This window comes from Cupriavidus sp. FW305-46, assembly GCF_058787075.1.
This window is the reverse complement of the sequence record NZ_JBYSZI010000007.1, coordinates 48,256-65,251: the sequence shown is the minus strand read 5'-3', so window position 1 is coordinate 65,251 and position 16,996 is coordinate 48,256. Positions and strand designations below refer to the sequence as shown.

General features: G+C 65.5%; 15 protein-coding genes. 8 read left to right on the top strand and 7 right to left on the bottom strand.

Translation table 11 applies throughout. The features are described from left to right. Positions 1–12: 12 nt before the first annotated feature. The 3 genes from AC3WON_RS05245 to AC3WON_RS05235 are packed head-to-tail and all read right to left on the bottom strand — an operon-like array spanning position 13 to position 3,960. Positions 13–2,115, bottom strand: coding sequence for an acetate--CoA ligase family protein (locus tag AC3WON_RS05245; protein WP_492351297.1), 2,103 nt, complete (start codon positions 2,113–2,115; stop codon positions 13–15). 4 nt (positions 2,116–2,119) lie between these two features. Next, entirely contained in the window at positions 2,120–2,914 is a 795-nt protein-coding gene (locus AC3WON_RS05240; RefSeq protein ID WP_492351296.1) for an enoyl-CoA hydratase/isomerase family protein, read from the bottom strand. A 50-nt stretch (positions 2,915–2,964) separates the two neighbouring features. Next, positions 2,965–3,960 (bottom strand): tripartite tricarboxylate transporter substrate binding protein, encoded by a 996-nt coding sequence (locus AC3WON_RS05235; RefSeq protein WP_492351295.1) that lies wholly within the window; start codon positions 3,958–3,960, stop codon positions 2,965–2,967. A 270-nt stretch (positions 3,961–4,230) separates the two neighbouring features. Between AC3WON_RS05235 and AC3WON_RS05230 the strand changes: the two genes are divergently transcribed. Beyond that, entirely contained in the window at positions 4,231–4,440 is a 210-nt protein-coding gene (locus AC3WON_RS05230) for a hypothetical protein (protein WP_492317016.1), read from the top strand. Between the two features lie 276 nt (positions 4,441–4,716). Here the strand turns inward: AC3WON_RS05230 and AC3WON_RS05225 are convergent, their stop codons facing one another. Both AC3WON_RS05225 and AC3WON_RS05220 read right to left on the bottom strand, forming a co-directional pair. Further along, complete coding sequence (locus AC3WON_RS05225) at positions 4,717–5,694, bottom strand: Bug family tripartite tricarboxylate transporter substrate binding protein (RefSeq protein WP_492351329.1); 978 nt, start codon at positions 5,692–5,694, stop codon at positions 4,717–4,719. A gap of 121 nt (positions 5,695–5,815) precedes the next feature. Further along, positions 5,816–7,063 carry a CaiB/BaiF CoA transferase family protein gene (locus AC3WON_RS05220; RefSeq protein ID WP_492351294.1) on the bottom strand — a complete coding sequence of 416 codons (1,248 nt, stop codon included), beginning with the start codon at positions 7,061–7,063 and terminating at the stop codon, positions 5,816–5,818. Positions 7,064–7,515: 452 nt separating this feature from the next. Between AC3WON_RS05220 and AC3WON_RS05215 the strand changes: the two genes are divergently transcribed. Then, positions 7,516–8,475 carry a Bug family tripartite tricarboxylate transporter substrate binding protein gene (locus tag AC3WON_RS05215; RefSeq protein ID WP_492351293.1) on the top strand — a complete coding sequence of 320 codons (960 nt, stop codon included), beginning with the start codon at positions 7,516–7,518 and terminating at the stop codon, positions 8,473–8,475. Between the two features lie 69 nt (positions 8,476–8,544). Here AC3WON_RS05215 and AC3WON_RS05210 read toward each other — a convergent pair whose 3' ends face one another. After that, positions 8,545–8,871, bottom strand: coding sequence for a hypothetical protein (locus tag AC3WON_RS05210; RefSeq protein ID WP_492317013.1), 327 nt, complete (start codon positions 8,869–8,871; stop codon positions 8,545–8,547). A gap of 610 nt (positions 8,872–9,481) precedes the next feature. Between AC3WON_RS05210 and fdnG the strand changes: the two genes are divergently transcribed. From fdnG to fdhE, 4 genes are read left to right on the top strand one after another with little or no spacing between them, the layout of a single operon-like run. Further along, positions 9,482–12,571: a formate dehydrogenase-N subunit alpha gene (gene fdnG, locus AC3WON_RS05205; RefSeq protein ID WP_492351292.1), complete on the top strand. Its 3,090-nt coding sequence runs from the start codon at positions 9,482–9,484 to the stop codon at positions 12,569–12,571. Continuing rightward, positions 12,568–13,458 (top strand): formate dehydrogenase subunit beta, encoded by an 891-nt coding sequence (gene fdxH / locus AC3WON_RS05200; RefSeq protein WP_492351291.1) that lies wholly within the window; start codon positions 12,568–12,570, stop codon positions 13,456–13,458. Before fdnG ends, fdxH begins: the two co-directional genes overlap by 4 nt. A 13-nt stretch (positions 13,459–13,471) precedes the next feature. Next, positions 13,472–14,137 (top strand): formate dehydrogenase subunit gamma, encoded by a 666-nt coding sequence (locus AC3WON_RS05195; protein ID WP_492317010.1) that lies wholly within the window; start codon positions 13,472–13,474, stop codon positions 14,135–14,137. Then, entirely contained in the window at positions 14,134–14,997 is an 864-nt protein-coding gene (fdhE, locus tag AC3WON_RS05190) for a formate dehydrogenase accessory protein FdhE (protein WP_492351290.1), read from the top strand. Before AC3WON_RS05195 ends, fdhE begins: the two co-directional genes overlap by 4 nt. Before the next feature lie 41 nt (positions 14,998–15,038). Here fdhE and AC3WON_RS05185 read toward each other — a convergent pair whose 3' ends face one another. Next, on the bottom strand, positions 15,039–15,617 hold the full coding sequence (locus AC3WON_RS05185; protein ID WP_492317008.1) for an NnrU family protein: 579 nt from the start codon (positions 15,615–15,617) through the stop codon (positions 15,039–15,041). Positions 15,618–15,705: 88 nt separating this feature from the next. Here AC3WON_RS05185 and AC3WON_RS05180 point away from each other — a divergent pair, with 88 nt between their 5' ends. Together AC3WON_RS05180 and AC3WON_RS05175 are read left to right on the top strand one after the other, a co-directional pair. Next, complete coding sequence (locus AC3WON_RS05180) at positions 15,706–16,110, top strand: VOC family protein (RefSeq protein WP_492351289.1); 405 nt, start codon at positions 15,706–15,708, stop codon at positions 16,108–16,110. 70 nt (positions 16,111–16,180) lie between these two features. Continuing rightward, positions 16,181–16,975 carry an alpha/beta fold hydrolase gene (locus AC3WON_RS05175; protein ID WP_492351288.1) on the top strand — a complete coding sequence of 265 codons (795 nt, stop codon included), beginning with the start codon at positions 16,181–16,183 and terminating at the stop codon, positions 16,973–16,975. Positions 16,976–16,996 lie beyond the last annotated feature (21 nt).

Below are 16,996 nucleotides of genomic sequence, written 5' to 3'. Positions count from 1 at the left end.
GCCAGGGTCCCGTCAGGGCTTGTCGTTGCCGGCCAGCACCGCCACGCCATCGGCGGCCACCACACCCTGCCCTTCGGGCAGCACGAACACGGGATTCATCTCCGCCTCGGCCAGCCGGTCGCCAAGCGTGGCGACCATGCGCGAGAAGGCGACGATCGCGTCGGCCAGCGCTTCCACATCCGCCTTCGGCCGGCCCCGGAAGCCCTGCAGCAGCGGGGCCGTCTTCAGGCGGCCGATCATCGCCAGCGCGGCGTCGCGGCTCAGTCCGCGCTCGCCAGGCAGCAGCCGCAGCGTGGTATCGCCGAACAGCTCGGCAGTCACGCCGCCCATGCCGAGCAGGATCGCGGTGCCGAGTGCGTCGCGGTGCATGCCGAGAATCACTTCGACGCCGCCCTTGACCATTTCCTGCACCAGGAAGCGCTGCGGCGCGATACCCGTGGCCGACTGCACGTCGCTTGCCATTCTTGCCAGCCGGCTTGCCGCCTCCGCAGGCGGGACATTGACGGCCACGCCGCCGACATCGCTCTTGTGGGTGATCTCGGCCGACAGGATCTTCAGCACGACATTGCCGCCGAAGGCTTGCGCAGCCGCCATCGCCTCGGCGCCATCGGCAACCACAACCTCCTTCGCAACCGGTACGCCGAAACCGGCGAACAAGGTCTTGGCCGCGGCTTCGTCGATCGAGCCGGTGCCATAGGCGGCGAGATCCGGCAACGGCAGCGTGGGGGTGCCCGCTTCGTCGACCGCACCGAGCTTGCCGGCACGCAGCATCGCGTCGATCGCCACCGTGCACGCCTCCGGCGCGGAAAACGCCGGCACGCCACGGCGATTGAGCAGCGATGCGACTTCCGGCGCATGCGGGCTCACGTACGCAATCACCGGTTTGTCACTATGGGGCAGGCAGTCGCGAATGGCATTGGCCATCAGGTCCGGCATGGCCAGGCTGGACGAGCCTACGATGACTGCGACCGCGTCGTAGCTCGGGCTGTCGAGCAGGATGCGGATCGCTGCGCGGAGCAGGTCGGGCTGCAGCCCGGCCAGGGTCACGTCGATCGGGTTGCGGTCGAGCGCCGCGTGGTCGCCCTTCTGCAGCGCGCGCAGCTTCGCCGCGGTCGCTTCGTCAGGGGCCGGGGTCTCGAAGCCGGCCACGCCCAGGCTGTCGGAGACCAGCGTGCCGGCGCCGCCGGTCGAGGTCAGGATCGCAACACGGTTGCCCGTCAGCTTGCGCCCGGTAGCCAGGGCCGCGGGCATGTCGAGCAGGTCCGAGAAGGTCTGCGCGCGAATCACGCCGACCTGTTCAAAGAGCGCGTCATACATGCGATCCGCACCGGCCAGCGCGCCGGTATGTGACACCGCGGCGCGCGCGCCACTCTCGGAGCGGCCGATCTTGAACGCCACCACCGGCTTGCCGGCGCGCGCCGCCTTCAGCGCCGCACGGCGGAAGGTCTCCGGGTTGCGCACGCTCTCGACATACAGCGCGATCACGCGGGTGGCCGCGTCATCGGCCAGGTAATCGATAAAGTCGGCCAGATCCAGGTCGACTTCATTGCTGGTCGAAACCAGCTTGGACAGGCCGATGCCGCGCGCCGCGGCGCGCGACAGCAAGGCGCCGAGGATGCCGCCGCTTTGCGACACCACGCCAATGCTGCCGGCCGGGAACTGGTCCATCTCCAGCGCGCCGCTGGCCGACAGCGGGATGTTGTCGGTCAGGTTGACCAGGCCGATGGTATTGGGCCCCAGCAGGCGCATGCTGCCGGCCGCCTCGATCAGCTCAGCCTGGCGCCGCGCGCCCTCGGCGCCGGTCTCGGTATAGCCGCTTGCCAGCACGATGGCCGCGCCCGCGCCGCGCGCCGCCAGGTCGCGCACCGCCAGGTGCGCACGCTCGGCGCCCAGCAGCACGATGCCGACGTCCGGCACTTCGGGCAGCGAGGCAATGTCGGGATAGCAAGGCAGCCCGTCGATCGACTCGACCTTGGGGTTGACCGGGTAGATCGCCCCGCTGAACCCATGCTTGCGCAGGTAGGAAACCGGGCGGCCGGCAGTCTTTGCGGGATCGGCGGATGCGCCAATCACGGCAACGCTGCGCGGTGTGACAAGTCGTTGGATGGCATTCATGTGGTCAGGCCTTGCTGGCGGTCTTGTTCAGGAAAGCCAGCACGGAGTCGCGATGCTCGGTGCTGGTGTAGCAGATGCCCTGCGCCTGGCTGCCCTGGGCGAAGACCTGGTCGGCGGGCAGTTCGAAGGACTGGTTCATGATGCTCTTGCCCAGCGCGATCGCGGTAGCCGAGCCCTGGCTCAGTTGCGCCGCCCAGCTCAGCGCATCGTCGATCAGCGCTTCGGGCTTGCTCAGGCGGTCCGCGATGCCGAGGGCCGCGGCCTCCTGCGCCTCGACCTTGCGGCCCGTGAAGACCAGTTCCTTCGCTGCCGACAGCCCTACGCGGCGCGGCAGGAAATACATGCCGCCACCGTCCGGGATCAGGCCCCGGTTGATATAGGACCAGGAGAACGACGCCGCTTCGGACGCCAGCACGAAATCGCAGCACAGCGCGGTATCGGCACCCAGCCCGGCCGCGGCACCGTTGACCGCGGCGATGGTGGGCTTGGGCATGGTGTGGAGCAGTTTCACGGTGTGGTGGACCCGCTGCTGGCGGCTCCAGCCGTTGAAGCCCACTTCGCCGATGGGCGCCTCCATGCGGCGCTGCATGCCGGCCACGTCGCCGCCGGCGCAAAAGCCCTTGCCGTTCCCGGTGAGCACCAGGGCGCGGATCGCCTTGTCCGCCGCCACACGCTCCAGCGCGTCGATGAATTCCGAGCGCATGTCGTCGCTCATGGCATTGCGCTTGTCGGGGCGGTTGAAGGCGAGCAGCGCGATGCCCGATTCGATCTTCAGTTCAATCAGGGAATAGTTGTCCATGGTCCTGTCCGGTACTGTGTGTGCGATCTGTTCTTTTACGAGTGCCGCGCTCAGTCGGCCGTGATGTGGGCATCCTTGATGACCTTGCTCCAGCGCTGGCTCTCGGCCTTGACGTAGCGGCCGAACTCGTCTGGCGTGCCGCCACCGATGGCAAGCCCTTCCTGTTCGGCGCGCTTGCGGAACGCGTCGGTGTGCACGGCCTTCTTCGCCGCGGCGTTCAGCCGCGTGATCACCGCCGGCGGCGTGCCGGCCGGCACGAACAGGCCATACCAGCTATCCGCCACATAATTGGGCACGCCGCTTTCCGTTATCGTCGGAATCTTGCTCAGCGCCGGCGCCTGCGAGCGCTGTGCGGTCGTGACCGCCACCGCCCGAAGCTTGCCGCTCTCCAGGTGCGGCGCGACCGCGGCTGCCGTGGCGAACATCACATCGACCTGCCCGCCGAGCAGGTCCGTGATCGCCGGGCCGGCGCCGCGATAAGGAATGTGGTTCAAGTCGACCCTGGCCATGTTCTTGAACAGCTCGCCGGCCAGGTGCGCCGAAGTGCCGGCACCTTGCGAGGCGTAGTTGAGCTTGCCCGGCTTGGCCTTGGCGGCCGCGATCAGGTCCTGCACGGTCTTGATGGGGCTGTCCGGCTTCACCACCAGCACGTTGGGCGAGCGGCCCACCAGCATGACCGGCGCGAACGCCTTCTCCGTATCGAACGGCAGTTTCTTGTGCAGGCTCGGGTTGACCGCGTGGGCCATCGTCGCCATCACCAGCGTGTAGCCGTCTGGCGCGCTCTTGGCCACCGCATCGGTGCCGATAATGGTGCTGCCGCCCGGCTTGTTATCGACGATGACGGGCTGGCCAAGGTCCTCGCCCATGGTAATGCCCATGGCACGCGCCACCAGGTCCGTGCCGCCGCCGGGGGCGAACGGCACCACCATGCGGATCGGCTTGTCGGGAAAGGCTGCGAGCGCCGGCAAAGGCGCTGTCGCGGCCATGAGGAACGGGATAGCTGCCTTGGCAAGCCGGCGGAACAATCCGGTGCAGAACGGATGCATGCTTTGTCTCCTGGAACGAGTCGGAACGCCGCGGCCATCACACTGCATGCACCGGGCGCGTTTCTTTGTTGGAGACAGCTTAGGCCCAGGCGGGCGATTCCACACCCCCACAATTCCACTGCATGGAATTCATGGGACGCCATCCCGCGCGGTGCCGGGCTGCCAGGCGTAGTGTTCCGCGAGATCGGCCAGACCACTGGCCGTGCCTGCCTGCAGGCCGCGCCATGCCATCTTTGCCATTTCCGACAAAGAAGCGAAGAAGGAGAAGCTATGCGAATCCTGTTTGCGGCCACCGCAGCAGTGGCGATCATGGCGGGTTGTTCGAGCCCGGCGCAACGCATGGCCGATTGCCGGGCGCAGGGAGTCGGCCGCGATGCGTGCTATACAGCCGAACAGAACCGGCAAGCGGCTATTGGCGCGGCAGCGGAGAAGCAAGCCCTGGAGAACGCGCAGAAGGCGAACGGATTGAAAAGCAAATGAGAAGTGTCGGGCGAAGACTGCTGGTAGCCTGTGGCACCCGCTTCCCGAGGCGAAGGGGAACCGCTTAACTGCACCATCGACTTCCGCGGCAACCAATGCACCGTCCGGGCCGGCTCGCAGCTCCAGACCGTCGACCAGGCCAATGTCGCAGCCGTGCTCGGCCTGAAGCCGGAACAGGTGACGGCAGGCGCAATGGCAGGCTGCTATACACACAGCAGTCCACCCTCGCCAACTGGCACCGGGCACGCCCTTGCAGCGTGCCCGGATTGCAGACGCTTACTCGACCGCGATGCCTTTCTCGCGGATCACCTTGCCCCACTTGGCATAGTCCTGCTGGATGCGCTGGCCCATCTGCGCCGGCGCCTGGTAGTTGGCAATGGCACCGGCCTTCAGCAACTTGTCCTGTACATCCTTGTCGGCCAGGATCTTGCCGACCTCGCCCGACACCCGGTCCACCACCTCCTTGGGCGTTCCCGGCGGCGCCAGCAGGCCGCCCCAGGAAACGGCGTCGTAGCCCTTGAAGCCTTGCTCGGCAATGGTCTTGACGTCCGGCAGCATGCTCACGCGCTGCGGCGAGCCGACCGCGATGGCGCGCAGCTTGCCCGCCTGGATGTGCGGCAGCGCGGCGACGAGGTCGGCGTACATGATCGGGACCTGGCCACCGAGGGTGTCGCTGATCGCGGGCACGCCGCCCTTGTAGGGCACGTGCTGCATCTCGAAGCCGCCCATCTGCTTGAGCAGTTCCATGCTCAGGTGGCCGAAGCTGCCCGCGCCGGAGCTGGTGTAGTTGAGCTTGCCCGGCTGTGCCTTGGCCTGTGCGATCAGCTTGGGCAGGTCGGTCACGTTGGGCAGCAGCGTCGGGTTGACCACCACCACGATCGGCAGGTCATAGACGGTGGCCACGGGCGTGAAGTCCTTGGTCGTGTCGTAGCCCGCCTTCTTGTACAGGTGCGGCGCCAGCAGCGTGGGCGTGGCCAGCATCATCAGCGTGTAGCCGTCCGGCGCGCTCTTGGCTACCTGCGCCGCTGCGATGGAACCCGATGCACCGGCGCGGTTCTCCACCACGACGGGCTGCTTCAGGCGCTCGGCCAGCTTCTGGCCGACGATGCGCGACGCAGTATCCGTGGGCCCGCCCGGCGGGAACGGCACGACAAGCTTGATCGGCTTGCTGGGCCAGGATTGCGCGAAAGCGCTGCCGACCAGCAGCGGCACCGCGGCCAGGGCCAGAATGGCACGACGCCGGGAGTGGACCATACGGGTGAAATTTCGAGTGCGCACGATGTTGTTCCAGGTTGAATCAGTGCAGGGGAACCCAAGCCCCCCTTGCCGGGCAGGGCTGCGCGCACGCCCATGAGCGTCCGCGCGGCGCGAATACTCAGGCTTGCTGCGGTGCCTCGGGCAGCGTCAGCACGCCGCGGGCCTGCAGATCCTGCAGTTGCTCATCGCTCATCTGCAGCAGGTTCTGCAGTACCGCCCGCGTGCCCTCGCCCAGCGTCGGCGGCGCGTTGCGGATCGGCAGGCGCTGGCCATCCAGACGATATGGGGGCGCGAACACGTGCGTGCTGCCTGCCACGGGATGGGGCATCTCGCGCAGCAGACCACCCTCGCGGGTCCGTTCGCTGGTCAAAGCCTCGTGCAGTCCCGCCACCTTGCCGCAGGGAATGCCGCAGGCGGTCATGCGCTCCAGTAGCAGGTCGCGCGCAAAGCTGCGGATCAGGCCCGTGATCAGCGGGGTCAAGGTCTCGCGGTTTCTGGCGCGCTCCACATTGGTGGCATAGCGCGGGTCCTCGACGATGTCCGGACGCTCGATAACCTGGCGGCAGAACTTGTCGAACTGGCTGTTGTTGCCCACGGCGATGATCAGCGGGCCATCGGCGGCCTCGAACATGCCATAGGGCACGATGGACGGATGGGCATTGCCATAGCGGGCGGGGTCGCGCCCGAGCAGCATGGCGTCCAGGCCGTAGTAGCCGGTGACCATCAGCCCGCAGTCGTACAGCGCCATCTCGATCAGCTGGCCCTTGCCCTTGCGCTCGCGGCGGAACAAGGCAGCCAGCACCGCCTGCGCGGCATACATGCCGGTCATCAGGTCCACCACGGCCACACCGAACTTCAGCGGCGGCGTGTCGGCTTCGCCGTTGAGTGCCATGAGGCCGGCCTCTCCCTGGATCACCAGGTCGTAGCCGGGACGCTTGGCCTCGGGGCCGCTGCTGTTGTAGCCGGAAACCGCGCAGTAGATCAGCTCGGGCTTGATCGCCTTGAGCTGTTCGTAGCCAAGGCCCAGCTTCTCGGCCCCGCCGGTCTTGAAATTGTGGATGACCACGTCGAACTGCGGCAGCAGGTCGTAGACAATCTGCACGCCTTCCTTGCTCTGCAGGTCCAGCGTGATGGACCGCTTGTTGCGGTTCATGCTGTTGTAGTAGGTGGTCTCGGTCTTGCCGATGCGCATGCCCCAGTCGCGCGTGTCGTCGCCGCGGCCGGGGTGTTCCACCTTGACCACCTCTGCGCCGAAATCGGCCAGTACCTGGCCACACAGCGGCCCCGCAAACACGCGCGACAGGTCGAGTACGCGCACGCCCTCAAGCGGGAAGTCGATGCCTTGGGATTGATCAGGCGTCTGCATTGTTGGTCTCCATGGGCTGTTTCGAGGCACGAGCCGTCTGTGAATAATCGTAGCTTATGTCGGGCTGGCGTCACGCGATGCCGGCAGGGCTGCCACAGCGCAGCACGCTGGATGGCGCGTGCCGGAATCCCGAACGTCGGTACCGGTGATGAAGACCCAGCGCATCGCCGACGACGGGTGCGACAGAAGGAAGCAGAAGCTCTTCCTCGGGCGTGAAAGGTCCCCATCGCGGTCAGCCTAGCATTCTTGCTTGGATAAATGCGCTATACAATCCCTCTTCACATTGACAAAATGTTCAATAAAATTTGACAGTTGATCCTGGGGGCGGGCGAAGCGCGGTGCTCCCCCAGGCATTTGACCCATAACATTGATATTAGACGCGCGCGTCACCTTGCCCTCTTCCGGGATCCGGGCGCCTCGTCACACACCGACAATCATTCGAGGAGATTCCGTTGAAGCCGTCGAGCAAACACATTGTTGCGCTGCTGCTGGCCGTCGCCGGCACCGCCCACGCCGCCTATCCGGACCGCCCTATCAAGCTGATCGTGCCGTTCCCGCCCGGACAGGCCACTGACATCTTCGCGCGCGCCCTGGCCGAGAGGCTGGGCAAGCAGCTCGGTCAGTCCATCGTGGTGGAAAACCGCGCCGGCGCCGGCGGCAACATCGGCATGGAAGTGGCCGCGAAAGCCCCGGCCGACGGCTACACGCTCGTCATGGGCGGCAGCGCGATGGCTATCAACCAGACGCTGTACAAGAAGACCAATTACGATCCGCGTCAGGACTTCGCGCCGATCTCGGGTGTGTTCTCGGTGCCTCTGGTGTTCCTGGCCACGCCACAATCGGGCTTCACCTCATTGCGCGACCTGATCGCCAAGGCCAAGGCCGCACCGGGCAAGTACAGCTATGCCAGCGCTGGCATCGGCGGCACGCAGCACCTGTCTGCCGAGATGCTCAAAGCGCAGACCGGCGTGTTTATCGTGCATATTCCCTACAAGGGCAGCGGCCCCGCGCAGGCGGATTTCCTGGGCAACCAGATTCCGCTGATGGTCGATTCCGTGACCGCGGCCCTGCCGCTGATCCAGACCAACAAGGCCGTGCCGCTTGCTGTAACAACGTCAAAGCGCGTGCCGCAGTTGCGGTCGGTGCCAACCGTGCGTGAGGAAGGCGTACCGGGTTTCGAAGCGCTTGGATGGGCGGTGATGATGGCGCCCGCGGGCACGCCGCCGGCAATCGTCAATCAGCTCAATGCGGAGACGGTGAAGGCACTGCAATCGCCCGAACTGCACAAGTTCATTACGGATCGCGGGTCGGAGCCGATGCCGATGACTCCGGTTGAGACGGGGAAGTTTGTGGATAGCGAGATTCGGAAGTGGGCGACAGTCGTGAAGCGGTCTGGCGCAACGGCGGATTGAGGGGGCGAAGTGGTCGCCCATGCGCCATTCCTGGCGTCGCCGCCGGATGCCAGGCCAGCCGGTCGCCGCTTACAGCGGCCCCGGCAGCGTCTTCAGGCCAACCCAGAGCACCACGATGACAACATTGACCGGCACGCAGAGCGCTCCGGGCACGTAGAAGAGTGCTGACAGTGCAGGCGCGGACAGCACCAGCTCCACCATGCTACCCAGCCCGTAGCAGCAGACACCGCACCAGAGCCAGCGCCGCATGTACGTGAGCAGCCAATGTGCGCGCGCCTTGTTGAAATGCCAGGCGAGGGCTCGTTCAGCGCGGTTGCCCTTGCTGGCGTCCCGGTACAGCCAGCCGAAGAAGAAGTAGCGGTACAGCAGGGCGCGAAATGTCAGCTCTTGCGTCATCACTCATCTGGCCTCTGCCAGCCCATGGAGTGCAAAGATCTTCAAGCCCTCGCCGCATGCAGGAATGCCAGCGGCACAGGCCAATCGCCGTTCTGTTCAATATCATTGGTAGAAACGGCCGGCATGGAAGTCAAGCGTGACGCTTCCTGGGGGCATAAGCCGCCCGCGCCGAACCGGACTTTCCCCTATTTGGAGTAATCGGCCGGTCGTGCTACGCTCATCAGCGAGCGATACCCGTCCCGACGTCGTGCCCCGGTGGGGCCGCGCATCTGCAGGGCAATCCGCAGGGCGTTTCGGGCTCATTCTCATCGCTTATCCAAATTAATCTGCATTCGAACCTGAGCGGCATTTCTCCGCTCGTGGAGCCGTGCGCGCGAAAAACCGGCACGGATGACGTCGCGTCGTGACTGGCGACGCGACGTCATTTGTGGTTGGTCATCCTCTTGCGCATGCACCTCAGGGACGTGCCGGACGGGGCATCTCCGTGATCGATCGCGATCCGGGCGCCCCGGGGATACGTGCGCCCAAATGAAGCTGCGGGTCTCGAATGCGATCGCCCCCACCCCTGGCAGCAGGGATGGGCGGAAGAAGAAATGACGATGAGACCACGATGACTTACACCACCAATATCGGACGTCGACAGTTCCTCAAGATCCTTGGCGTTGGATCTGTTGCCGTCTCGGCCTCGGCACTGGGCCTGGGTACAGCCTGGGCGCAGGCGCCTGCCGGCGTGCGCCCCTACAAGCTGCTGCGTGCGAAAGAGACGCGCAACAACTGCACCTATTGCTCGGTCGGGTGCGGCCTGCTGATGTATTCGCTGGGTGACGGCGCCAAAAACGCGAAGCCCCGCATCTTCCACATCGAGGGGGATCCCGATCACCCCGTCAGCCGTGGTTCGCTCTGCCCCAAGGGCGCGGGGCTGCTGGACATCGTCCATTCGAAAAACCGGCTGCAGTATCCGGAATACCGCGCGCCAGGGTCGAAGGAGTGGGTGCGCATCAGTTGGGACGATGCGACCAGGCGCATCGCCCGCCTGCTGAAGGACGACCGCGACAAGAACTTCATCGCGCGCAACGACAAGGGCCAACTGGTGAACCGCTGGCTCAGTTCGGGCATGCTCGCCTCATCCGCGGCGTCCAACGAAACCGGGGTTCTCGACTTCAAGTTTGCCCGCTCGCTCGGCATGCTGGCGCTGGACTGCCAGGCACGCCTGTGCCACGGGCCAACGGTTTCCGCACTGGGGCCGTCCTTCGGCCGCGGCGCGATGACCAACCACTGGGTGGACATCAAGAACGCCAATGTCGTCATCGTCATGGGCGGCAACCCGGCCGAGGCGCATCCGGTCGGCTTCAAGTGGGTGATCGAGGCCAAGATCAGGAACAAGGCCAAGGTCATCGTCATCGATCCGCGCTTCAACCGCACCGCCTCGGTTGCCGACATCTTCTCGCCGATCCGGGCGGGGTCGGACACGGCCTTCCTGATGGGCATGGTCAACTGGCTGCTGCAGCACGACAAGATCCAGCACGACTATGTGCGCGCGTACACCAACGCGTCGCTGATCGTGCGCGAGGATTTCGGCTTCGACGAAGGGTTGTTCTCGGGCTTCGATCCGCAGAAGCTCGTCTACGACAAATCCTCCTGGAACTATGAGCTGGACGCGGCGGGAGATGCGAAACGCGATCCCTCGATGCGCCATCCGCGCTGCGTGCTCAGCCTGCTGAAGCAGCACGTGTCACGCTACACGCCCGAGAAGGTCGAGGAGATCACCGGCGTCCGCAAGGCCGACTTCCTGCAGATCGCCGAGATCGTCGGCTCGTGCTCGGCAAAGGACAAGACCCTGACCTGGCTTTACGCGCTCGGCTGGACGCACCACACCGGCGGCGCGCAGATCATCCGCGGCGCCGCGATGATCCAGCTGCTGCTGGGCAATGTCGGCATGTCCGGCGGCGGAGTCAATGCGCTGCGCGGGCATTCCAACATCCAGGGCTATACCGACCTTGGCCTGCTGTCGGTGCGGCTGCCGGGCTACATGGACCTGCCCACCGACAGGCAGCAGACCCTGAAGCAATACCTGGCCGATGCCACGCCCAAGGCCGTGCTGCCCGATCAGGTGAACTACTGGAAGAACCTGCCCAAGTTCTTCGTCTCACTGCAGAAGAACCTGTTCGGCAAGCATGCCACTGCCGAAAACAACTGGGCCTTTGACCTGCTGCCAAAGTGGGACCGCAGCTACGACATGCTGGCCTATTTCGACCTGATGTACGAGGGCAAGGTCAACGGCTATGTGGTCCAGGGGTTCAACCCGCTGGCGGCGATGCCTGACAAGAACAAGACCTCGGCCGCGCTGTCGAAACTGAAGTTCCTCGTGGTCATCGACCCGCTGGTGACCGAGACCTCCAACTTCTGGCGCAACGAAGGCAAGTTCAACGACGTCAAGACCGAAGAGATCATGACCGAAGTCTTCCGGCTGCCGTCGAGCTGCTTTGCCGAGGAAGACGGGACGGTCGTGAACTCCGGCCGCTGGCTGCAATGGCACTACGCGGGCCAGCAGCCGCCGGGCGAGGCGCGCCATGATCCGGCCATTCTCGGCGGCATCATGATGGAGCTGCGGCGGCTTTACGAGAAGGAAGGCGGCGCCTGCCCGGAGCAGGTGCTGCACATGACCTGGGACGAGGCGACCTATCACGATCCGCACAGCCCGCATCCCGAGGAAATGGCCAAGGAAGCCAACGGCTACGCCTTGGCAGACGTGTTCGACGAGACCGGCAAGAAGATCCTGCGCAAGGGCCAGCTGCTGGATTCGTTCGCGCAACTGCGCGACGACGGCACCACCTCAAGCTATTGCTGGATCTTCGCCGGTTCCTGGACCGAGGCGGGCAACCAGATGGCCAGGCGCGACAACACCGACACGGGCCTGGGCAACACGCCGGGCTGGGCCTGGTCCTGGCCCGCGAACCGCCGCATTCTCTACAACCGCGCCTCGATGGACGAGATGGGAAATCCCTGGGACCCCAAGCGCCAGATCCTGCATTGGAACGGCGAGAAATGGGTCGGCGCTGACGTGCCCGACTTTCCGCTCACTGCGGCGCCCGGCACGCCCGTCGGACCCTTCATCATGCTGCCCGAAGGCGTCGGGCGCCTGTTCTCGGTCGGCGGCATGATCGACGGCCCCTTCCCCGAGCATTACGAGCCGGTTGAAAGCCCGATCGCGAAGAACCCCCTGCACGACAAGGTCACGCACAACCCGACCGCCCGCATCTTCCAGAACGATGCGCAGCGGATGGGCAACCGCACCGAGTTCCCCTATGTCGCCACGACCTATTCCATCACGGAACTGTTCCGCCACTGGACCAAGCACTCGCACCTGAACGCCATGCTCCAGCCCGAGCAATTCGTCGAGATCGGCGAAAAGCTGGCCGCGGACAAGGGCATCGCCCATGGCGACACGGTGAAGATCACGACCAAGCGCGGCCATATCACTGCCAAGGCCGTGGTGACCAAGCGCATGCGCACGCTCCGGGTGGCCGGGCAGGCGGTCGATCAGATCGGCATCCCCTGTCATTGGGGCTTCGAGGGGGCGACCCGCAAGGGCTATCTCGCCAATACGCTTGCGCCCGGTGTCGGCGACGCCAATTCGCAAACGCCGGAATTCAAGGCATTCCTTGTAAACATTGAAAAAGTGGCGGGAGCGCAAGCATGAACTCGCAAAACATCATCCGTAGCTCGGCCTCGTCGGAGCTGACACCCGCCCCCCGCATCCGCGACCATCAGATGGAAGTGGCCAAGCTGATCGACGTGTCGATCTGCATCGGCTGCAAGGCGTGCCAGGTCGCTTGCAACGAATGGAACGACCTGCGCGGCGACGTGCAGGAGAATGTCGGCGTCTACGACAATCCGCGCGACCTGTCGCCCAATACCTGGACCCTGATGCGCTTCACCGAGCATGAGGACCAGGCGGGCAAGCTGGAATGGCTGATCCGCAAGGACGGCTGCATGCATTGCGAGGATCCCGGCTGCCTGAAAGCCTGCCCTGCGCCGGGCGCCATCGTCCAGTATGCCAACGGCATCGTCGACTTCCAGTCCGACCTGTGCATCGGCTGCGGCTATTGCGTCGCTGGCTGCCCCTTCGACGTGCCGCGTATTTCCAAGCTGGACAACAAGGCCTACAAGTGCACGCTGTGCTCGGACCGCGTTTCGGTCGGGCAGGAGCCTGCCTGCGTCAAGACCTGCCCGACCGGCGCCATCGCCTTCGGCTCGAATGCAGAGATGCAATCCCTTGCCGGCGAGCGCGTGGCCGAGCTGAACGAGCGCGGCTATGCCAGGGCCGGCCTGTATGACCCGGCGGGGGTCGGCGGCACCCACGTGATGTATGTGCTGCAACATGCCGACGACCCGAAGCGTTACGCGGGCTTGCCGAAGGACCCGGAGATCAGCACAGTCGTTTCGGGCTGGAAGGATGGCCTGAAACCCGTCGCCGGCTTCGTCGGCGCGGCGGCGGTCGTGGGCATGGCGGCGCATTTCATGGCGGTCGGCCCCAACACCACCGAAACAGACGACCACGACGCCCCGACTGACGGCGCGGCATAAGCGGAGACCGGAAATGGCGACCAACAACGACAGGATCCTGCGCACGAAATTCGCCGAGCGGCTGTGTCACTGGGCAATCGTGCTCTGCTTCTTCCTTGCGGCGGTTTCGGGAATCTCATGGTTCTTCCCGACGGTGAGCTGGCTGAGCGGCTTGCTTGGCACGCCGCAGATGGCGCGGCTGCTCCACCCGTTCCTGGGCATCGCGGTGTTCGCGGGGCTTTGCTACATGTTCTGGCGCTTCGTCGGCCACAACATGCCCGCGCGCACCGACGCGATCTGGTTCCGCCGCGCCAGGGAAGTGCTGCTGAACCAGCATGGCGGCGAACCGCTGCAGATCGGCAAGTACAACGCCGGCCAGAAGGTGCTGTTCTGGCTCATCATGGCTTCGATCCTGGCCCTGCTGGTCTCCGGCCTGATCATGTGGCGCGCCTATTTTGCCGAGTATTTCCCGATTCCCGTGCTCCGCCTGGCGATCCTGGCCCATTCCGTCGCGGGGATCGGCCTGATCCTGCTGATCGTGGGCCACATCTATCTGGCGATCTGGGTCCGCGGCTCGATCACCGGCATGGTGACGGGCTACGTCTCGCGCGCCTGGGCCAGGCAACACCATGACCGCTGGTATGGCGAGTTGCAGGCAAAGAAGTCGAAAGCGGCGCAAGCGAAGGGGAACGAGGCATGAACCAGCATCAGACCACGCCGGGAACACTGCCATCGGACGAGGCCTCCCGGCATTTCACGCCGCTGATCCAGCCAGAACTTGCCGGTCTTTACAGCCGCCGCGCCAGGCGCCTGCGCGCGCTGGCCGAAGGGCACGACCTTGCCGATTACCTGCGCCTGGCCGCCCGCGTGGCCGAGGTGCAGGCGTCGCTTGTGCCCGAGACCGGTGGTTCCGGCCCGGCAGACGCCGGGGCCATCCCGCAGGAGGGGCATTGGGGCGCCCTGCTTGATCGGTTGATCGAGCGGCTCGCGCACGATGTTCCCGCCCCGGTCGCCCCGCATCTTGCGGCGCTGCGCGCCCTCCCCGCGGATGCGCGCCTTGGCGCCGCCCAGGCGCTGACCGAGGGCCGCTTTGATGCGGTGCCGGCGGCAATCGCGCCCTTCCTCTGGGCTGCGCTCTCGCTGCAATGTGCCAGCGCCGCGCGGGCGGCGCCCGTGCCCGACAGCGGCCCGGCCGAGCACGCCTCCTGCCCGGTCTGCGGCACTGCCCCCGTGGCAAGCCTGACCCTGATCGGCGACCGCCAGGGCATGCGCTATCTGCATTGCGCGCTCTGCGAGAGCCAGTGGCACATGGTGCGGGCGAAATGCACCAACTGTGGCGAAGCCTCGGAGCTTGACTACCTCAGCTTCGACACCGCCGAAGCCACAGTACGCGCCGAAAGCTGCGGCGTGTGCCACGGCTACCTGAAGGTCATCTCACTGGAACGCGACCCGCAGGCCGAGGCCGTGGCCGATGACCTTGCCACCCTGGCCCTGGACGATGCCGTGACGGCGGAGGGCTATCAACGGACCGGGTTCAATCCCTTTGCTCTGCCGGGATGAGGCGTTGCCCGACCTGTCCTGCTGGCGACCAGATTCTTCGCCTACCCGAACGCCCGCACGCCAGTCATCCATTCGTGAAGCACGAATCCGAACAGCACCCAGCCTGCCAGCCCCGCGACCGCCACCATCGCATCGCGCGCAGGTGTCCCGGCCGGGCAGCTGGTTCCTGCTTCCCGGTCCCGCCGGCGCGCTGACACGAAGTCCGCCACCGCCCACGCCAGGAATGCGCCAAACAGCACCACTGCCGCGAGTGTGCCGTTGGCAAGCAGGTGCCCCAGGGCCCAGGCCTGCACGCCTGCCAGCATCGGATGACCAAGCGCAGCCTTGATGCGGTTGCGAGGCACATAGGCCGCCGCAATCAGCACAAAGGCCGGGATCGCGAGCAATGCGGCAACGTACCGCCCCCACACCGGCGGCGTCCAGACCACCACAGGATCCGCGCTGGCCAGCCCGTAGCCCCAGACAACCAGCGCCAGGCCGGCAATCGAAACCAGGGTGTACAAGCCTTTCCAGCGACGGGGGCCGAGCCTGGCAATCTGCGCGGTGCGCCATGGGTCGGCAACCATGCGTACCGAGTGCGAACCCAGAAAAATGAGCAATCCCAGAACCAGTACCGTCATGCTGATACCCCTTTCTCTAGCGCCCGTCCCACGCCTAAGCTAGTCACATTGCGTTGCAGCGGTCCAGCCTTGACCAGGAGGGTTTCCCATGCTTCAGAACAGTGACGTCGCGGCCAGGATTCCTGCGCAAGACCTCGCACGAGCGAGATCCTTCTATTCGAGCAAGCTCGGTCTTGAACCAGTGGAGGAACGGCCCGGCGGCCTGCGCTACAAGTGCGGCAACAGCTACTTCGTACTTTTCGAGTCGGCTGGCTCGGCCTCTGGCACTCACACACAAATGGCCTGGGAGGTCGATGACCTCCAGGCAACCGTTAGCGAGCTGCGGCAGCTGGGAGTCGTGTTCGAAGAATACGATCTTCCCGGCCTCAAGACCATCAATGGGATCGCCGAGGTCCAGGGGAACTACCCGTCCAAGGGTGGCATAGGCGAGAAAGGTGCCTGGTTCAGAGACAGCGAGGGCAACCTCCTTGCCGTCGGGCAACCGATCAGGTGAGTCGATCGACCTGATGGAACTGTTCCTTCGGACACCGCAGTTCGCGTCGCCCTGAACCCGGAGAAGCAAGATGCCATACGTCACGTCCGACGGTGTTTCGATCCACTACGAGGTCAAGGGCCAGGGTTCGCCCGTGCTACTCCTGGCGGGGCTTGCGGGAGTCGGCGCATCCTGGGGACCACAGATCGACCTGTTCGCCGGGCATCACCAGGTGATCGTGCCGGATCACCGCGGCACCGGCCAGTCCGAGCGCACCGCGCGCGACATGACGATTGCGCAACACGCGCGGGACATGGCGCGGGTCATCGAGGCAGTCGGGTGCGGGCCGGTCCATGTGGTCGGGTCCTCGACCGGAGGCGCCATCGCGCAGCTGCTGGCAATCAAACACCGCGAGCGATTGCGCAGCGCGACCATTGTCTCTTCGATTGCCCGCGCGGACGCGTTCTACCGCCGCCAGTTCGACATGCGGCGACGCATGCTGACCGATTCCGGCCTGCGCGCGTCCACCGAGGCGAACGCACTATTCCTGTTCGACCCGAAATTCAGTCGCGAGCACCCGGAGCAGGTACAGGCGTGGGTGAATGCGGCATCGGCCGGCACATTCGACCCGGAGATCGGATTTGCCCGGATCGACATGATCGTAGGACACGACGCCTTCGATGATCTTCCATCGATCACGACGCCGACGCTGGTACTGGTGGGCGAGCGCGACTTCTGCGCCCCGCCGCACTTCTCTGCGGAGATTGCAGCGCGGATTCCGGGAGCGGAGTTTGCCACCCTGGACGGTGGTCATTTCATCTTCCTCGAGAAGCCGGTACTACTGCACGACACTGTCGAAGCCTTCATTGCCAGGCACGAACGATGATCGGTTCGAGGGCGCGGCGCC

Excerpts from the sequence above, each read along its gene's own strand:
- AC3WON_RS05245 (WP_492351297.1), bottom strand. The coding sequence starts at position 2,115 with ATGAATGCCATCCAACGACTTGTCACACCGCGCAGCGTTGCCGTGATT.
- AC3WON_RS05240 (WP_492351296.1), bottom strand. The coding sequence starts at position 2,914 with ATGGACAACTATTCCCTGATTGAACTGAAGATCGAATCGGGCATCGCG.
- AC3WON_RS05235 (WP_492351295.1), bottom strand. The coding sequence starts at position 3,960 with ATGCATCCGTTCTGCACCGGATTGTTCCGCCGGCTTGCCAAGGCAGCT.
- AC3WON_RS05230 (WP_492317016.1), top strand. The coding sequence starts at position 4,231 with ATGCGAATCCTGTTTGCGGCCACCGCAGCAGTGGCGATCATGGCGGGT.
- AC3WON_RS05225 (WP_492351329.1), bottom strand. The coding sequence starts at position 5,694 with ATGGTCCACTCCCGGCGTCGTGCCATTCTGGCCCTGGCCGCGGTGCCG.
- AC3WON_RS05220 (WP_492351294.1), bottom strand. The coding sequence starts at position 7,063 with ATGCAGACGCCTGATCAATCCCAAGGCATCGACTTCCCGCTTGAGGGC.
- AC3WON_RS05210 (WP_492317013.1), bottom strand. The coding sequence starts at position 8,871 with ATGACGCAAGAGCTGACATTTCGCGCCCTGCTGTACCGCTACTTCTTC.
- fdnG (WP_492351292.1), top strand. The coding sequence starts at position 9,482 with ATGACTTACACCACCAATATCGGACGTCGACAGTTCCTCAAGATCCTT.
- fdxH (WP_492351291.1), top strand. The coding sequence starts at position 12,568 with ATGAACTCGCAAAACATCATCCGTAGCTCGGCCTCGTCGGAGCTGACA.
- AC3WON_RS05195 (WP_492317010.1), top strand. The coding sequence starts at position 13,472 with ATGGCGACCAACAACGACAGGATCCTGCGCACGAAATTCGCCGAGCGG.
- fdhE (WP_492351290.1), top strand. The coding sequence starts at position 14,134 with ATGAACCAGCATCAGACCACGCCGGGAACACTGCCATCGGACGAGGCC.
- AC3WON_RS05185 (WP_492317008.1), bottom strand. The coding sequence starts at position 15,617 with ATGACGGTACTGGTTCTGGGATTGCTCATTTTTCTGGGTTCGCACTCG.
- AC3WON_RS05180 (WP_492351289.1), top strand. The coding sequence starts at position 15,706 with ATGCTTCAGAACAGTGACGTCGCGGCCAGGATTCCTGCGCAAGACCTC.
- AC3WON_RS05175 (WP_492351288.1), top strand. The coding sequence starts at position 16,181 with ATGCCATACGTCACGTCCGACGGTGTTTCGATCCACTACGAGGTCAAG.